The organism is Streptomyces sp. NPDC012769 (genome assembly GCF_042901205.1).
GTDB lineage: Bacteria > Actinomycetota > Actinomycetes > Streptomycetales > Streptomycetaceae > Streptomyces.
Genome location: NZ_JBIBCP010000015.1, coordinates 20,265 through 34,943 on the forward strand (window position 1 = coordinate 20,265; position 14,679 = coordinate 34,943).

19 protein-coding genes are annotated in these 14,679 nt (G+C 70.7%); 17 read left to right on the forward strand and 2 right to left on the reverse strand.

Going from position 1 to position 14,679, the window contains the following annotated elements:
* Positions 1 to 4: 4 nt before the first annotated feature.
* From ACFY7C_RS37370 to ACFY7C_RS37445, 16 genes are all read left to right on the forward strand, one after another.
* Positions 5 to 454 (forward strand): hypothetical protein, encoded by a 450-nt coding sequence (locus tag ACFY7C_RS37370; protein WP_389660343.1) that lies wholly within the window; start codon positions 5 to 7, stop codon positions 452 to 454.
* A complete protein-coding gene (locus ACFY7C_RS37375) occupies positions 451 to 1,185 on the forward strand; it encodes a hypothetical protein (protein WP_389660346.1) in 735 nt (244 codons plus the stop codon). Before ACFY7C_RS37370 ends, ACFY7C_RS37375 begins: the two co-directional genes overlap by 4 nt.
* 6 nt (positions 1,186 to 1,191) lie before the next feature.
* The gene (locus ACFY7C_RS37380) at positions 1,192 to 1,602 is read left to right on the forward strand and encodes a hypothetical protein (RefSeq protein WP_389660349.1); all 411 of its coding nucleotides are present in this window, start codon (positions 1,192 to 1,194) and stop codon (positions 1,600 to 1,602) included.
* Complete coding sequence (locus ACFY7C_RS37385) at positions 1,602 to 2,114, forward strand: hypothetical protein (protein ID WP_389660352.1); 513 nt, start codon at positions 1,602 to 1,604, stop codon at positions 2,112 to 2,114. Before ACFY7C_RS37380 ends, ACFY7C_RS37385 begins: the two co-directional genes overlap by 1 nt.
* A 10-nt stretch (positions 2,115 to 2,124) precedes the next feature.
* Positions 2,125 to 2,538: a hypothetical protein gene (locus tag ACFY7C_RS37390; protein ID WP_389660355.1), complete on the forward strand. Its 414-nt coding sequence runs from the start codon at positions 2,125 to 2,127 to the stop codon at positions 2,536 to 2,538.
* A gap of 150 nt (positions 2,539 to 2,688) precedes the next feature.
* The gene (locus ACFY7C_RS37395) at positions 2,689 to 4,881 is read left to right on the forward strand and encodes a phage tail tape measure protein (protein WP_389660358.1); all 2,193 of its coding nucleotides are present in this window, start codon (positions 2,689 to 2,691) and stop codon (positions 4,879 to 4,881) included.
* Positions 4,882 to 4,892: 11 nt separating this feature from the next.
* Positions 4,893 to 7,652: a hypothetical protein gene (locus ACFY7C_RS37400; protein WP_389660360.1), complete on the forward strand. Its 2,760-nt coding sequence runs from the start codon at positions 4,893 to 4,895 to the stop codon at positions 7,650 to 7,652.
* A gap of 11 nt (positions 7,653 to 7,663) precedes the next feature.
* Positions 7,664 to 8,107, forward strand: coding sequence for a hypothetical protein (locus ACFY7C_RS37405; RefSeq protein ID WP_389660363.1), 444 nt, complete (start codon positions 7,664 to 7,666; stop codon positions 8,105 to 8,107).
* 72 nt (positions 8,108 to 8,179) lie between these two features.
* The gene (locus ACFY7C_RS37410; RefSeq protein ID WP_389660366.1) at positions 8,180 to 8,389 is read left to right on the forward strand and encodes a hypothetical protein; all 210 of its coding nucleotides are present in this window, start codon (positions 8,180 to 8,182) and stop codon (positions 8,387 to 8,389) included.
* Entirely contained in the window at positions 8,389 to 9,300 is a 912-nt protein-coding gene (locus tag ACFY7C_RS37415; protein WP_389660369.1) for a peptidoglycan-binding protein, read from the forward strand. The genes ACFY7C_RS37410 and ACFY7C_RS37415 overlap by 1 nt, the downstream gene beginning before the upstream one ends.
* 14 nt (positions 9,301 to 9,314) lie before the next feature.
* Positions 9,315 to 9,548 carry a hypothetical protein gene (locus ACFY7C_RS37420; protein ID WP_389660372.1) on the forward strand — a complete coding sequence of 78 codons (234 nt, stop codon included), beginning with the start codon at positions 9,315 to 9,317 and terminating at the stop codon, positions 9,546 to 9,548.
* Positions 9,545 to 9,808 (forward strand): hypothetical protein, encoded by a 264-nt coding sequence (locus tag ACFY7C_RS37425; protein ID WP_389660375.1) that lies wholly within the window; start codon positions 9,545 to 9,547, stop codon positions 9,806 to 9,808. Before ACFY7C_RS37420 ends, ACFY7C_RS37425 begins: the two co-directional genes overlap by 4 nt.
* Before the next feature lie 116 nt (positions 9,809 to 9,924).
* The gene (locus ACFY7C_RS37430) at positions 9,925 to 11,148 is read left to right on the forward strand and encodes a helix-turn-helix domain-containing protein (RefSeq protein ID WP_389660378.1); all 1,224 of its coding nucleotides are present in this window, start codon (positions 9,925 to 9,927) and stop codon (positions 11,146 to 11,148) included.
* Positions 11,149 to 11,267: 119 nt separating this feature from the next.
* Positions 11,268 to 11,729, forward strand: a complete 462-nt coding sequence (locus tag ACFY7C_RS37435) for a DUF6415 family natural product biosynthesis protein (protein WP_389660381.1) — start codon at positions 11,268 to 11,270, stop codon at positions 11,727 to 11,729.
* A gap of 205 nt (positions 11,730 to 11,934) precedes the next feature.
* The gene (locus ACFY7C_RS37440) at positions 11,935 to 12,348 is read left to right on the forward strand and encodes a hypothetical protein (protein WP_389660384.1); all 414 of its coding nucleotides are present in this window, start codon (positions 11,935 to 11,937) and stop codon (positions 12,346 to 12,348) included.
* Between the two features lie 75 nt (positions 12,349 to 12,423).
* Entirely contained in the window at positions 12,424 to 12,576 is a 153-nt protein-coding gene (locus ACFY7C_RS37445) for a hypothetical protein (RefSeq protein WP_389660387.1), read from the forward strand.
* A 42-nt stretch (positions 12,577 to 12,618) separates the two neighbouring features.
* On the opposite strand, the gene ACFY7C_RS37450 is transcribed toward ACFY7C_RS37445, so the two are convergent.
* Both ACFY7C_RS37450 and ACFY7C_RS37455 read right to left on the reverse strand, forming a co-directional pair.
* Positions 12,619 to 12,849 (reverse strand): helix-turn-helix domain-containing protein, encoded by a 231-nt coding sequence (locus ACFY7C_RS37450; protein WP_389660390.1) that lies wholly within the window; start codon positions 12,847 to 12,849, stop codon positions 12,619 to 12,621.
* A gap of 163 nt (positions 12,850 to 13,012) precedes the next feature.
* Entirely contained in the window at positions 13,013 to 13,990 is a 978-nt protein-coding gene (locus ACFY7C_RS37455; protein WP_389660393.1) for a LuxR C-terminal-related transcriptional regulator, read from the reverse strand.
* Positions 13,991 to 14,131: 141 nt separating this feature from the next.
* On the opposite strand from ACFY7C_RS37455, the gene ACFY7C_RS37460 reads away from it, so the two are divergent.
* On the forward strand, positions 14,132 to 14,350 hold the full coding sequence (locus ACFY7C_RS37460; protein ID WP_389660396.1) for a hypothetical protein: 219 nt from the start codon (positions 14,132 to 14,134) through the stop codon (positions 14,348 to 14,350).
* Positions 14,351 to 14,679 lie beyond the last annotated feature (329 nt).

Genomic DNA, 14,679 nt, shown 5'->3' on the forward strand with positions numbered 1-14,679 from the left:
CCGCATGCGCATGTCCGCCATCCGGGCCGCCGTCGCCGACGCCGCCCGCGCCGTCGTCCTGCCGGCCGGGACGCTCGCGCTCACGTGCACCGCGTACGTGCCGGACGCCGTGAGCGCCCCGCACTTCTTCTGCGCCGAGTACGACATGCAGTTCGACAAGGCCATGAGACGCGCCCTCGACGAGGCGACCCTCACGTGCCGCGTCCTCGTCGGCCGCGCCGACGACCGCGCCGCCCAGGAGCTCCTCGACGCGCTGCTCGAAGGCTCCGGCCCGACCTCCCTGAAAGAGGCCCTCGAGGCGGCCCGCGGCGCCCAGGGCGAGTACGCCCTCGGCGGCCTGGCCGACGACCTGCACGTGACCCGGATCCAGGGCTACCGCTGGTACGAGCACCAGGGCACGCAGTACGTCGGGGCCGAGCTCATGATCCGCATCATCGGGAAGGGGGCCCCGTGAGCAAGCAAGTCCTCACCGACTGCCGCCTCTTCGCCGTCGCCGCCGACCTCTCCGGCCACTCCAACAAGATCGAGCTCGCCGCCGGGCACGAGGTGAAGGAGACCACCAACTACCGGTCGCAGGGGTGGAAAGAGGTCATCGGCGGCCTCGGGTCGGCGGAGATCTCCGGCCAGGGCCAGTGGGAAGCCGGCGACCCGTCCAAGGTCGACAACGCCTCATGGACCCAGCTCGGCGGTGTCGGCCCATGGACCGTCTGCCCCGGCGACTCCACCGTCGGCGCCCTCGCCTACCTCACCAACGCCCTGCGTGCCGACTACAAGCTCCTTGACGCCGTCGGCGAGGTGGCCCCCTGGAGCGGCACGGCCAAGAGCTCCTGGCCGCTGGTACGCGGGCAGATCGGCCACCCGCCCGGTACCGCCCGCACCGCCTCCGGCGCCGGCACCGCGCTCCAGCTCGGCGCCGTTCCCGCCGGGGCCCGGCTCTACGCCGCGCTGCACGTGCTGTCCGCGGCCGGGACCACGCCGTCCCTCACGGTCTCCGTCGAGTCGGACGACGCCGCCGGCATGGCCTCGCCCACGTCTCGCCTGACCTTCGCCGCCGCGACCGCGGCCGGGGGACAGATTCTGCGCACCGACGGCACGGCCATCACTGACACCTACTACCGGGCCACCTGGACCGTCTCCGGCACCGGCCCCAGCTTCCTGTTCGCTCTCTCCCTGGGAATCAGGTGATCCCCCATGCCCATGATGGTCTTGACCTCCGAGTACGTCGCTCTCAATGGCGTCGACCTGTCCGAGTACGCACGCAAGGCCGAGCTCGCGGTCGAGGTCGAGGAGAAGGACGTCACGACCTACACGAGCGCCGGGTGGAAGGTGGTGCTCGGCGGCCTGAAGTCCGGTGAGCTCGGCTGCGAGTTCCTCCAGGACTACGCCGCCACCCGCATCGACTCCATCATCTGGCCCCTGCTCGGCACAGTCGTTTCCTTCGAGGTCCGCCCGACCAACGCGGCCGTCTCCGCCTCCAACCCGAAGTACACCGGCAGCGTCCTGATCAAGGAGTGGAAGCCCATCGAGGGCAGCGTCGGCGACGAGGCCACCTCGGGTGTCAGCTTTCCCACCTCCGGCGCCGTCCTGCGCGCCACGGCCTGATGCCCGCCGGCGGCCTGCCGTTCGAGCTCGGCGTCGACGCCCACGAGGGCCTGGCCGCGCTCGCCCGCGCGATCCGCGCCGAGGAGGATGGCAAGGAGCTTCGCCGCGAGCTCGCCAAGAACATGCGCACCTCCCTGCTGCCGGCCGCCGCGATGGCCAAGAGCGGGATCATGTCCATGGCCTCCGCTGGCCCCGGCACCTCGCCCGCGCTGCGCTCCTCCATCGCCCGCAAGATCAGGCCCGAGGTGAAGCTCGGCGGACGCTGGACCGGCGCCCGGATCAAGGCGTTCAAGACCAAGAACGTCCGCGGATTCCCCAACGCGCCCAAGCGGACGAACAGGCCCCGCGGCTGGCGTCACCTCGTCTACGGCCGGCCCGACACCTGGGTCACCCAGTACGGCAAGACCAAGTGGTTCGACCACGCCATGGACGGCGTCGAGCCCAACGCCCGTGAGGCCGTCGAGCGCGCCATGGAGGACATGGCCGCCCGCCTCGCCGCCCGCATTCGATAGGAGCCACCCCGTGTTTCTGATCTACCACCCCGAAGGCCAGGACGAGCCGACCCGCTGGCGCTACAACCCTCGCCGCGGCCTGCTCGCGCCCGAGCGCGAGGACATCGAGCGCCGCACCGGCCTGCCCTACGCCGAGTTCACCCAGGCCGTACTCAAGGGCTCGTCGCTGTGCCGGCGCGCACTGCTCTACGTCTTCCTGCGCCGCGACCACCCCAAGCTGCGCTGGGAGGACGTCGGCTTCGAGTGGGACGAGCTCCGCCTGGAGTACACCCGTCAGGAGTGGCAGACGATGCGCGAGGGCGCCGTCGAGCGACTGCACGGCGAGGAACTCGCGGCGGCCCTGGAGCACTTCGACCAGATGATCGCGCAGGCCGAGGACGACCCCGAGGAGTCGGGAAAAGCCCGGCCTCCGATCGCCGACTGAGCCAGCTGGGCAACGCCGCCCACCTCCTCGGGATCAAGCCCGACGACTGGGCCCGCCTCACGGTCGAGGAGACCGACGCGCTCCTCGACTGGCTCGACTCCTACAAGGCCGCCCAGGACGAGGCCGAACAGAAGATGAGGAGGTGATCCTGTGTCGGACACCTCCCTCGTGTTCAACCTGATCGCCCGCGACAAGGCCACCGGCGAGCTCTCCGCCATGGGAGAGCGGTTCAACACCGCGGCGGCGACCATCGGCGCCGGATTCGCCGCCGCCCTCGGCGTGAGCGTCGTGGCCCACATGAACATGGAGGCGGCTGGCGCCAAGCTTGCCGCTCAGCTCGGTGTCGGTCCCGCCGAGGCTGCCGCGCTCTCCAAGGTTGCCGCTGGCGTCTACAGGGACGCGTGGGGCGACTCCATTGAGACGGTGAACGCTGCTGTCCGCGGCGTGTACCAGAACATCGGCGACACCGCTGCGGCCGAGGGCGGCATGGAGGCGCTGACCAAGAAGGCGCTAACGCTCGCCGAGACCTTCGACCAGGAGGTCGGCCCGGTCACCTCTGCCGTCGGGCAGCTGCTCAAGACCGGTCTCGCCAAGGACGCCAACGAGGCGTTCGACATCATCACCGCCGGCATGCAGAGGGGCGCCAACCGGGCCGACGACTTCCTCGACACCCTCATCGGAGGAGCCGACAACCTCAAGACGTTCGGGTTCACCGCCCAGCAGGCCACCGGCCTCATCGTGCAGGGCCTCGGCGCCGGCGCTGAGTCTGCCGACTCAGTGATCGGCCTGTTCGAAGAGCTCGTGGGCAACGTGGCAGCAGGCGGCGACGAACTGGACCAGATCTTCAAGGACCTGAAGCTCGATGCCCGGCAGATGACCGTCGACCTCACGTCCGGCGGCCCGGCAGCGAATGCTGCACTCGACAAGCTGCTCGACTCGCTCCGCAGCCTCGAAGATCCGATCAGACAGGACGCCATCGCCGCGGAGCTGTTCGGCGAGGAGGGCGCCGCCATGCAGAACACCCTCATGGCGCTCGACCCCTCGTCGGCCGTGGCCGCACTCGGCGACGTTCAAGGCGCAACCGAGCGAGCATCGAAGGCTCTGCACGACAACCCTGCCGCCGCACTGGAGAAGTTCAAGCGCAGCGCCATGGCCGAGCTCGGTGCTGTCGGCGGCGCCATCGCAGGGTTCGCCATGGAGAACAGCGGCGTCACCAAAGGCTTGGCCTACACCCTCGCCGGCCTGGCCGCCGTCGTCCTCACGGTGGCCGCCGCGCAGCGGGTCTACGCCGCCTACACCGCGATCGCGACCGTGGCCACCACGGTCATGAACTCCGCCTCGTTCGCGGCCGTCGCCGGGTGGACCCGGATGATGGCCTGGGGCCTGATGACCTACACCCGGATCGCCGCCGCGGCGGTCGCCTCGGCCGCCACGACCGCGGCCTCATGGGTCGGCTCCGCGCTCGTGTCCATCGGAACCTGGATCGCCGCCGTCGTCCGGGCCGGAGCGACCGCGGTCGCCCAGTTCGCGATGATGGCCGCGCGCGCCGTCGTGTGGGCCCTCACGATGGCGGCACAGTGGCTCATCGCCATGGGCCCGATCGGCTGGGTCATCGCGATCGTCATCGCGTTGGTCGCTCTTGTGATCGCCAACTGGGACAAGATCCTCGCGTTCACGAGCAAGATCTGGCCCGCGATCTGGGGCGCGATCAAGTGGGCAGGCCAGCAGATCTGGAACTTCTTCCTGAACTGGACGCTCCCCGGTCTCGTCATCAAGCACTGGGACAAGATCAAGTCCGGTGTGACCAGCAAGGCCATGGGCCTCGTTTCGTGGATGCGGGGCTTCCCCGGCATGATCGTCCGCGCGCTCGGCAACCTGGGCAACCTGCTCGTCGGCAAGGGGCAGGACGTCGTCCGCGGTCTGTGGAAGGGCATCCAGGGCATGGGCCCATGGCTGCGCTCCACCCTCACGGGCTGGGCACGCCACCTCATCCCCGGGCCGATCGCCAAGGCCCTCGGGATCGCGAGCCCTTCGAGGGTCATGGCCGCCGAGGTCGGCCGCTGGATCCCCGCCGGTGTCGTCCAGGGCATCGAGGCCGGGCAACCCGAGCTTGCCCACACCATGGCCACCCTCGTCCAGGCCCCACCCGCCACGGCCGCCCTCGCCACCGGGCGGCAGCTCGCCCCTGCTGCCGCGCCGCTCACCCGCGGCGGGATGGCCGGCGCGGGTGTCGTCGTCGTCCGCCTGGAGACCACCGGCGCCGACTCCGCTGTCCGCACCCTGCTCCAGAAGATCGTTCGCGTCGAGGGCCGCGGATCGGTCCAAGTCGCCTTCGGGCAGTAAGGAGGCGCCCCGTGGCGTTCCCGAGCACTCCGCTCGACGTCCTCGTCGAGCTCCAGGTCGGCGGCACGTGGACGGACATCACCGCCGACAGCTACACCCGGTCGCCGATCGGGATCGAGTGCGGACGCTCCGAGGAGAGCGTCCGCACCAACCCCGGCCGCCTCACCCTGGAGATCAACAACCGCGAGGGCAAGTACAGCCCCCGCAACCCGCGCTCGCCGTACTACGGACTGATCGGCCGCAACACCCCGATCCGTCTCTCCGTTGGCGGCCCGTCCTACCTCAGCACCACGGGCGCCCTCGGCAGCGGCGCACACACCCCGGACACTGCGGCGCTCGACGTCACGGGGGACATCGACATCCGGGTCGACGCCACCCTCGACAACTGGCGCACGACCGGTGTGGGCCCGTCCGTCGACCTCGTCGGGAAGTGGTCGACGACCGGCAACCAGCGGTCGTGGATGCTCCAGAGTCGCGACGGGAAACCCCACCTGGAGTGGTCGCCGGACGGCTCGACGGTGCTCCAGGCCGACGCCACCGTCATGCCCGTCCTGCCGGTCTCCCGCCGGATGGCCTGGCGAGTCACCCTCGACGTCAACAACGGCGCCGGCGGCTGGACCGCCACGTTCTACACCGCCCCCACGATCGCCGGTCCCTGGACGCAGCTCGGCGCACCCGTCACGGGCGCGGGCACCACGTCGATCTTCACCTCGACGACCGAGCTCAAGGTCGGCGACGCCACGAACCTGACGTTCGCCAAGCCCATCGGCCGCGTCCACGCCGCCGAGGTCCGCAACGGCATCGGCGGCGCGCTCGTCGCCGCGCCGGACTTCACCACGCAGACGCCCGGGGCCGGCTCGTTCACGGACAGCACCGGGAAGGTCTGGACAGTCCTCGGCACGAGCACGATCGGCAACCGGTACACGCGCTTCGTCGGCGAGGTCTCCTCATGGCCCGCCCGCTGGGACGTCTCCGGCCGCGACGTGTGGGTGCCTATCGAGGCAGCGGGCATCCTGCGCCGCCTCGGGCAGGGCCGCAAGTCGCTCGACAGCACGCTCCGCCGCCGCATCCCCTCCCACTCGCCGCTGGCGTACTGGCCGTGCGAGGACGACGAGGGGGCCACGCAGGCGTACTCACCGATCAGGGGAGTGGCGCCCCTGCGACTCACCGGCGGCTGGACGTTCGGGCAGGACGACACCTTGGCCGGCTCATCCCCCTTGCCAGCGGTCGAGCCGGGGGCGAGGATGCGCGGCACCGTGCCAGCCCCGCCCGCGGGCACGACGCAGTGGTCCGTGCACATGCTCTACGCGGTCGACACGGCACCGGCCTCCGATGCCGAGTTCCTGTCCTGGACGACGTCCGGGACGGTCCGCCGGTGGCGCATCTTGCAGCGGACCGGCGTCGGCACCGTGCAGGGGTTCGCCGCGGACGGCACGCAAATCGTGAACGCCACCGTCGGCATCGGCTCCGACGTGTTCACCGGCTGGCAGCGGCTCCAGTTCGAGGCCGAGCAGAACGGCGCCAACGTCGACTGGTCCCTCTTCTGGTTCAACATCGGCGGATCGGCCGGCGGCTTCAGCGGGTCCGTCGCCGGCAGCGTCGGACAGGTCGCCCTCGTCGACACCCAGTTCGGCGCCACCGTCTCCGGCCTGCGGATCGGTCACCTGTCGGTGCTGCCCGTCGGGGACGGAACCGATGCTGCGGCCTACCGCGATGCGGACCACGGGTACAGCAACGAGCCGGCCACCGACCGCATGGAGCGTCTCGCCGCGGAGGAGAGCGCCACCGTGGCGCTCACCGTCTTCAACGGCAGCGTGCCCGCGGCCTCCGAGCCCCTCGGCCCGCAGCGGCCCGCCTCCCTGCTCGACCTCCTGCAGGACGCCGCAGACTGCGACGGGGGGATCCTCTACGAGGACCGGGCCAGCAGCAGCCTGGTGTACCGCGACCGCCGCACCCTGTACAACCAGGCGCCGGCGCTCGTCCTCGACTACACCGCAGAGGGCGAGGTCGGCCCGCCGCTCGAACCGGTCGAGGATGACCAGCGGACCCGCAACGACGTCACCGTCTCGCGCTCGGGCGGCTCGTCGAGCCGTGCCGTGCGCAGCACCGGGCCTCTGTCCGTCCAGCCGCCGCCGCAGGGGGTCGGCGTCTACGACGAGTCGGTCACGCTCAACCTCGGGGCCGATCACCAGACCGAGCACATCGCCGGATGGCGGCTGCACCTCGGCACGTGGGATGAGGCGCGGTACCCCACGGTGCGGCTCATGCTCCACGCCGCACCGCACCTGATCCCCGCGTACCTCACGCTGAAGATCGGCGACCGAATCCAGATCACCAACCCCCCAACCTGGCTGCCCCCGGGGCCGATCGATCTGTTCGTCCAGGGCATCGCCGAGGTCATCGACCAGTACACCTGGGACGTCACCCTCACGTGCACCCCGGCCGGGCCCTGGACGGTCGGCGTCGTCGGCGACGCCGTCCGCGGCCGGATCGCCACGGACGGCTGCACCCTCGGCGGCGCCGTCTCCGCCTCGGCCACCTCGTTCACGCTCGTCTCGTCCCCCGGGCCGCGCTGGGTCGACTCCGCCGCCTACCCGAGCCGCTTCCCGTTCGACCTGCTCGTCGGCGGCGAGCGCGTCCGGGTCACCGCGGTCACCGGGACGACGCTCACCCAGACCGCCACCGTCACCCGGGCCGTCAACGGCATCTCGAAGGCGCACGCCGCCGGCGCCGACGTCCAGGTCGCCGACCCCGCCCGCATCGCCCTGTAAGGAGGTACCGCATGGCACTCGCAGGCGACATCATCACCGCCGCCATGTTGACCGTCGGCTCCGTCGAGGCCGAGGACACCACCGCCGGCCGGTCCACCACCAGCACCGCGTACACCGACGCGTCCGGCGGAGCTTTCAGCGCGCAAGCCGTCGTGCCCGTCTCCGGGAAGGTGGCCGTGGAGATCCGCTCCACGCAGCGCAACGCGTCGACGTCCAACACGATCACCAGCTGGCAGGCCGTCGGGTCGGTCTCGGGCACGGTCTACAGCCCGTCCGACAACGCCGCCCTGATCACGGTCGGGTCGAACAACCAGCCTCTCGACCTGCGCAAACACCTCAGCAACCTTGTGCCTGGGGAGACCCTGACCGTCACGATCAAGCACCGGGTCAACAACGCCGCCAACGCAGGCATCTTCGACTACCGCTTGATCCTCATCGAGGGCCTTTGGGGGTAACCCCCCGCCCGTCCCGTATCGCCCACCGGCCCGCCTCCGCGCGGGCCTTTCTGCTTCCCCGAGGAGGGACCCATGGCCGTTGCCACGGTCGGGCGCATCGTCCACTACATCGACGCCGAGGAGGTCTGTAAGGCCGGCATCGTCACGGCCGCCGCCGGCGACGGCACGGTCAACCTGACCATCTTCGGCGCCGAGGGCGGCATGGCCGCCTACAGCAGCGTCCCGAGCTCCGACACCGCGCCGCATCCCCACGGCTCCTGGCACTTCCCGGAGGTGGCGTGATGGCTGCTCCCCTGACCGCAGACCGGCTCGTCGCCGCTCTCCGGGCCGAAGGCGTGACCGTCGTCGAGCACGACGGCTGGCGCACCCACAACCGCAACCAGGCCGGCGCCTGGGGGCCGGTGGTCGGCGTGATGATCCATCACACCGTGAGCTCCGGTACCAGGTCCTCGGTCGAGCTCTGCTACAACGGCTACACCGGTCTGCCAGGCCCGCTGTGCCACGGCGTCATCGCCAAGGACGGTACCGTCCACCTCGTCGGCAACGGCCGCGCCAACCACGCAGGCGGGGGCGACCCGTCCGTCCTCCAGGCCGTCATCACCGAGACCTACCGCGACCGGCCGCCGGCCCCGCGCGAGCACCAGGGCAGCGCGGGCGCGGTCGACGGCAACAGCCGGTTCTACGGCTTCGAGTGCATCAACCTCGGCAACGGCGCCGACCCGTGGCCGGCCGAGCAACTGCTTGCGATCGAGCGCGTGTCGGCCGCTCTGTGCCGGGCCCACGGCTGGGGCGCCCGCTCCGTGATCGGCCACGCCGAGTGGTCCGACTGGAAGAGCGACCCGCGCGGCGTCAGCATGCCGGGCATGCGCGGCCGGGTCGAGCAGCGCCTCGCCACCGCCCCGGGCAAGCCCAAGCCCCCGGCCGCCAAGCCGCCCGCTGCGCAGTACGAGCCGTTCCCCGGCACGTCCTGGTTCAAGGCCAACCCGTCCTCGCCGATCGTGACCGCGATGGGGCGGCGCCTCGTCGCCGAGGGGTGCGGCCGGTACAAGGTCGGGCCCGGCCCGCGCTGGTCGGAGGCCGACCGCCAGTCCTACGCGGCCTGGCAGCGCAAGCTCGGATACCGCGGCACCGACGCCGATGGCTGGCCCGGCCGCACCTCCTGGAACGCCCTCAAGGTCCCCAAGATCAAGTGATCGGAGTCCCCCACATGAGCACCGCCACCAAGCGCACTGTCCGCACCATCCTCCAGGGCGCCGTCGGCATCGCTGTCGTCCTGCCCGCGATCGTCGACGCCTCCGGCATCCCCGCGTCCCTGCCGTGGGTCGCCGGCGCCCTGGCCGTCGCGGGCGGCCTCGCCCGCGTCATGGCGCTGCCCGGGGTCGAGCAGCTGCTCGACCGCGTCGGCCTCGGCCTCGTCGACGAGAAGGGCCCGGCCTCGTGACCACACCCTCCCCCGCCGAGCCCGTCGCGGTGGCCGTCGAGCTCGAGCGCCTGCGCGGCACGATGGAGGCCGGCTTCGCCCGCGTCGACGGATCCCTCGCGCTCCTCGTCCAGCGCGGCGACCAGACCGACAAGCAGCTCGCCGACCACGAGACCCGCCTCGACGCCCTGGAGCGCGGCCGCTGGCCGCTCCCATCGATCGCCGCCGTGTGCGGCCTGGCCGGCCTCGGGATCGCCCTGTACGAGCTCGCCGCCCACTGAACGAACGACGCCCCCTGTCTGGCCTTCGGGCCGGGCAGGGGGCGCTTTCGTCATCTCCCCGTCGCCTGAGGGGAGTAGCGTTCTGAGTGTCGAGGTCAGAACGAACGGAGCCCAGTATGCCTGAGCAGCACAGCCCCGCACTGATCCCTGAGACATTCGCCCAACGCGCCCGCCGAGCCCGCGACCGCGCCGGCCTGACCCGTCCGGTAGCAGGGGGATTGGTCGGCCGGTCAGCCGAGTGGGTGAAGGGCATCGAGAACGGCACGATCGGAATGCCCCGCCTGCCCATGCTCATTCGCCTGGCCGCCATCTACGAGTGCGACATCGCCGACCTGACCGGCGACGAGCGCATCGCTGCTGCCACCTACACCAAGGCCGCGCACACCGACCTCCCCGCGATCAAGCGGGCGCTCACGACCTACTGGCTGACGCCAGCAGACCGCGAACCGGAGTCGGCGGAAGTCCTCGCTGCCCGCGTACGGCAGGCGTGGAAGCTGTGGCACGGCGAGGGCGACCATCGATCACGGATCGCCGCCCTGTTGCCCGACTTGCTTGCCGACACCCAGCACTCCGCCCGCGCCCTTGACGGAACCGAGCGGCGCCGTGCCCTTGTTGCCCAGGCCCAGGCCTACCACTTGGCGCAGCTGTTCCTGTCCTTCCAGCCAGCCCCGGACCTGGTCATGCTGACGGGGGACCGGTCGATGACTGCGGCGCAGGATGCCGATAGCCCGCGCGCAATCGCGGGTGCGGCCTGGTACATGAACCACGTCTACCGCGACGCCAACGAGGCGGCCGAGGCTCGCGTCGAGCTCGCCGAACAGGCCGCCGCGCTGCTGCGCCAGGACGAGGAGGAGGACCTCGCGCGCTGGGGTCTGCTGCAGCTGGCGGTCGCACTCAGTTTCGCGAAGGTCGGCCGCGAGGGGCAGGCATGGCGGTACTGGGATCGCGCGAACGACGCAGCCCGCCGGCTGGGCCCGGACTACGCCCACCCGTGGCTGATCTTCGGGCAGGGCGTCGTAGACGCATACGCGCTGACGATGCACAACGACCTCATGCAGCCGGGCAAGGCTCTGGAGGTTGCGAACGCGCTGGACCTGAACACGGTCCCGTCGGCCACTCGCCGTTCGTACCACCTCATCGAAACGGCTCGCGCGTACGGCATGCAGGACGAAGGCGTAGCCGCGATCGCGCTACTGGAGAAGGCGCACCGAGAGTCTCCCGAGACAATCCGCTACAACATGCACACGCGGATGGTCCTGCCTGAGCTGGCGAAGACCGGCCCCCGGATGGTGCGGTCCGATGCGCAGTCCCTCGCCATGGAACTCGGTGTAGCTGTTTGATCACGCAGGGGGTAGGAACCGTACCCCTTGCTAAGGGGGTAGGGACCCTACCCCTCGCCTAGTCCACCCGCCCCTACCGTCGTAGACACCGCAGGTCACAACGACGGTAGGGAGCGGACGTGGACGAGCAGCTGCAGCACGACAGGCCGGCCGAGTACACGATCGAGGTGCCGCTCGGCCCGCTGGTTCTTCAGGTCGCGGATGTCGTTGAGGACCACATCGCTGAGGCCGCCCGGCTGGACATCGCCCGCGCGCGGAGCACCGTCCTCACCCAGCCCGGCGCCGCGTCCCTGGCCAAGCTCACCGCTCGGCTGCTGCAGCACTGCGCGGTGCTGGCTCCCTTCGTCGAGTGCATGCCCGCCGACCAGCGGCCCGAGCGTGGCTCGGAGGCGCTGAAGACGTGGGCCCGGCTCCGGGACCAGGGCCCGGCGGACGAGCCGCTCGGAGACCGTTCCTACGCGCGGCTCCTGGCTTACGCCGCTCGCGACATGCTCGATGCCCTCGGCGAGCACCGCAGCGCGCAGCGGGCCCGGTTCGTCGGCCGCACGGGGCTCCCGCCGGTCCGGTCCGACGCCCCGTGAGCGACCTCCAGCGGCAGGCCCTGTACTGCCTCGTCGTCGCCGCAGTCCTGGCGTACCTCGTCTTCGGCATCACGCCCTGACGGCCCGTGGCGGCCTACCCGGGTCCATAGGATGGGCAGGCCGCCACGAGAGGAAATGATCACAAATGCGACTCGACACGTTCCATCAGTTCGCCCTTGCGGCTCTCGCTGAAGCCCCCGACGTCATGTCTGCAGAGCCCTGGGACCGTGGCAAGGAGCACCTGCGTGGCGTCCACGTGACTCTCACCACCGGCGCTCAGTTCTGGATCGGCGTCACCTGCGCAGCCGCTCCCGGCGACAAGTGGGAAGGCCCGGAGATTCCCGTCGAGGGCGAGCCGCCGGCCGAGGTGCCCTACCCGAACCTGTTCGAGGAGGGGAAGGTCACTCCGGAGCGAGCGCAGCACTACTTCGCGGCCGCCATGGTGAACAGCGGGAACAAGCAGGTGGCCGACGCCGCCGCCTTCGACCCCGAGTCGCACCACCCCGGCTTCCGAGTGGTCTTCCACAACGAGGCCAAGGGCTTCTGCCTGTTCCACCACACCGCGCGCGCGGGACAGACCCTCGGCGGCCGGGCGTTCGACCTCCAGGCCGCCGTGTAGATCCTCCCCGGCGTCGAGCCGGGGAGTGCACATCGCACCACCTTCAGCACCACCTACATCTAGGAGGACTGGAACGTGAGCAAGCGATTCGACCCCGGCCTGGTGGAGGGCAGCTGCCCGAGCTGCGGCGCGACCGTGGGGAGTCCCCCCGGCACACCGACCACCATGCATCAGCGCAACGGCACCGGCACGGAAACCTGCCCCGGCTCCGGGGCCCCGGCGGTCTAGCCGCCAGAGACTGCCCCGGCCGGGTCCCGTCCCCGGCCGGGGCTACCGCACCAGCTCGGCGAGGTCGACGTCGACGACTCGGGCGATGTGCAGCAGGAGACCGAGGCCCGGGTCTGACGTGCCGTGCTCGATGCGGTGAACCGTCTTGTGATCGACGCCCACGACCTCGCCGAGCTTGAGCTGCGACAGGTTCGCGTGCTCGCGTGCGCTGCGGATGCGCGCGCCGATCTCCTTGCGGCGCGTAATCACCCAGGCGGGTTGTTCAGTGGGCATCCCTCCAACGTCTGCGTCTCATGATCGTTTGTCTTTACCTGACCAGGTAAAAAGTTTGATCTTGAAGGGCTTGGGGGATTACCGGTAGACGTGCCTCCGCTTAGGGGGTGCAGGAGCGCGAGCCCCGCCTGCGATGCTGCCGCGGGCGGGGCTCGCTCGTTCGTCACGCCTTCGCGCGGGCCGCCCAGCGGCCGTACCATGCCATGAGCTGGTAGGTGGTCGTGACCCCCAGGGCGGTTTTGGCCTCGGTGAGCTCGGTCGCCACCGTGCGCGGGCTGATGCCCAGCTCCTTGGCCGCGGCCCGACTGTCCAGCCCTGCGTCGAAGAGCCCGAGGATGTCGAGCTGCCGCGGAGAGAGCCTTATGTCGCCCGCCTCCGCGAGCGCCTCCGACCACCACCGGGCCCGCTCCCAGAGCCGATCGAAGCCTGCCTTGGCCCAAGCGATTGTGGCGCGGTCGCGGATGTGCCAGCCACTGTGTGACTCGGTGCCCTCGAGGACGTAGTCGTCCACGAAGAGACTGTCCCCGTCCACGATGATGAGACGCTGCTCGCGGGCGGCCGAAACCTTGATCTGGCCGCCGGCCGCGATGAACGCGTCCGCGTACCGCCTCGTTCCCTCATCGGCGAGCGCGCCGATGCCGTACACGAGGCGCATGCCCACGCGGCCGCTCTCCAGTAGGGCGATGCTCCGATCGGAACCGAGGCGCTTCACGTCCATGTTCCGTTCGGCCGGCGGCGCGGGCTGCACGGTGCAGATCTCCTTCGTCGCCAGGGCCGACACCGCGCCGAGTCGATCGTTCACCTGGGCCATGGTGGGCAGGAACTCGCTGCCCGGCCCGCCATAGAGGCGGTGGGCGTCGAAGTGCGCGGCCAGGCCCTCGATGACCGGCACCTGGCGCATGCGCTCCAGGCTGCGCGCGAGCGTCTCCTGCTCGTCAGCGAGGAGCCGCTGTGCGACCGCCCGCGGATCTATGGCGACCCACCGGCCCGGCTCGTACGGGTCCGGAACGATGAGGCCCTCCTCGGCCAGCCGCCGTGTGCTTGCCTCGTCCGCGTCACCGCCGGCCGCGATGGCCTTGTAGGCCACCTGCTCTTCGGCCGTGAGCGGTTGCCCGGCTGTGGCCGGGTTGTACGTTTGCACGATCCCACCCCTCAACTCCGCGTTGCATTTCGTCGCAACGCGTAATGTTGCAGCGCCCCAGGTCTAGATCCTGGCATAGGTCCGTGGCACTCTCGTAGGGATCGCCGAAATACGTACGCGTGTTCGAAGAGAGGTTCCCCTGTGACTCGACCCAGCAAGGCGCTGAGGGCCGCCGCCGCGCTCGCGTTGGCCGCTGTCGCCGTGGCCATCCCGGTGTCCGCTGCGAACGCCGATGAGGATCAGCGCGTCATCTCCACGGAGGGCGACATCGGTTGGGGAGCCCCGCCGGCGGAGTCGCCGACCCCGACCCCGACCCCGACGCCGACCACGCTCCCGGCCGGTGACATCGGCTGGGGCTGACGGCCACCTCCAACGCCACCCCCCCAATGAGCGTGCCGGTCTCTGCACCTGGTGACCCCCCGGACGGGTCCGGCGCGAAGCGGGCTCCCCGACCATGCTGCGGTCGGGGAGCCCGCGGTCATTGTGCCCTGTGACCAGGGGGGATGACATGATCGTTTGGGGGAAATTTGGGAGACGGGCCACCTCTTGAACCCACTTCAACACCCCTCGAACCCCCGCGAACACCTCCGGCCCTGATCTAGCGTTACCGCTCTGACCAGGGCCGGAAGGGCCCTACCTGTGTGCCCCCGGCAGGATTCGAACCTGCGACACCCGCTTTAGGAGAGCGG

Excerpts from the sequence above, each read along its gene's own strand:
- ACFY7C_RS37410 (WP_389660366.1), top strand. The coding sequence starts at position 8,180 with ATGGCCGTTGCCACGGTCGGGCGCATCGTCCACTACATCGACGCCGAG.
- ACFY7C_RS37420 (WP_389660372.1), top strand. The coding sequence starts at position 9,315 with ATGAGCACCGCCACCAAGCGCACTGTCCGCACCATCCTCCAGGGCGCC.
- ACFY7C_RS37450 (WP_389660390.1), bottom strand. The coding sequence starts at position 12,849 with ATGCCCACTGAACAACCCGCCTGGGTGATTACGCGCCGCAAGGAGATC.
- ACFY7C_RS37380 (WP_389660349.1), top strand. The coding sequence starts at position 1,192 with ATGCCCATGATGGTCTTGACCTCCGAGTACGTCGCTCTCAATGGCGTC.
- ACFY7C_RS37385 (WP_389660352.1), top strand. The coding sequence starts at position 1,602 with ATGCCCGCCGGCGGCCTGCCGTTCGAGCTCGGCGTCGACGCCCACGAG.
- ACFY7C_RS37430 (WP_389660378.1), top strand. The coding sequence starts at position 9,925 with ATGCCTGAGCAGCACAGCCCCGCACTGATCCCTGAGACATTCGCCCAA.
- ACFY7C_RS37415 (WP_389660369.1), top strand. The coding sequence starts at position 8,389 with ATGGCTGCTCCCCTGACCGCAGACCGGCTCGTCGCCGCTCTCCGGGCC.
- ACFY7C_RS37405 (WP_389660363.1), top strand. The coding sequence starts at position 7,664 with ATGGCACTCGCAGGCGACATCATCACCGCCGCCATGTTGACCGTCGGC.
- ACFY7C_RS37440 (WP_389660384.1), top strand. The coding sequence starts at position 11,935 with ATGTCTGCAGAGCCCTGGGACCGTGGCAAGGAGCACCTGCGTGGCGTC.
- ACFY7C_RS37370 (WP_389660343.1), top strand. The coding sequence starts at position 5 with ATGCGCATGTCCGCCATCCGGGCCGCCGTCGCCGACGCCGCCCGCGCC.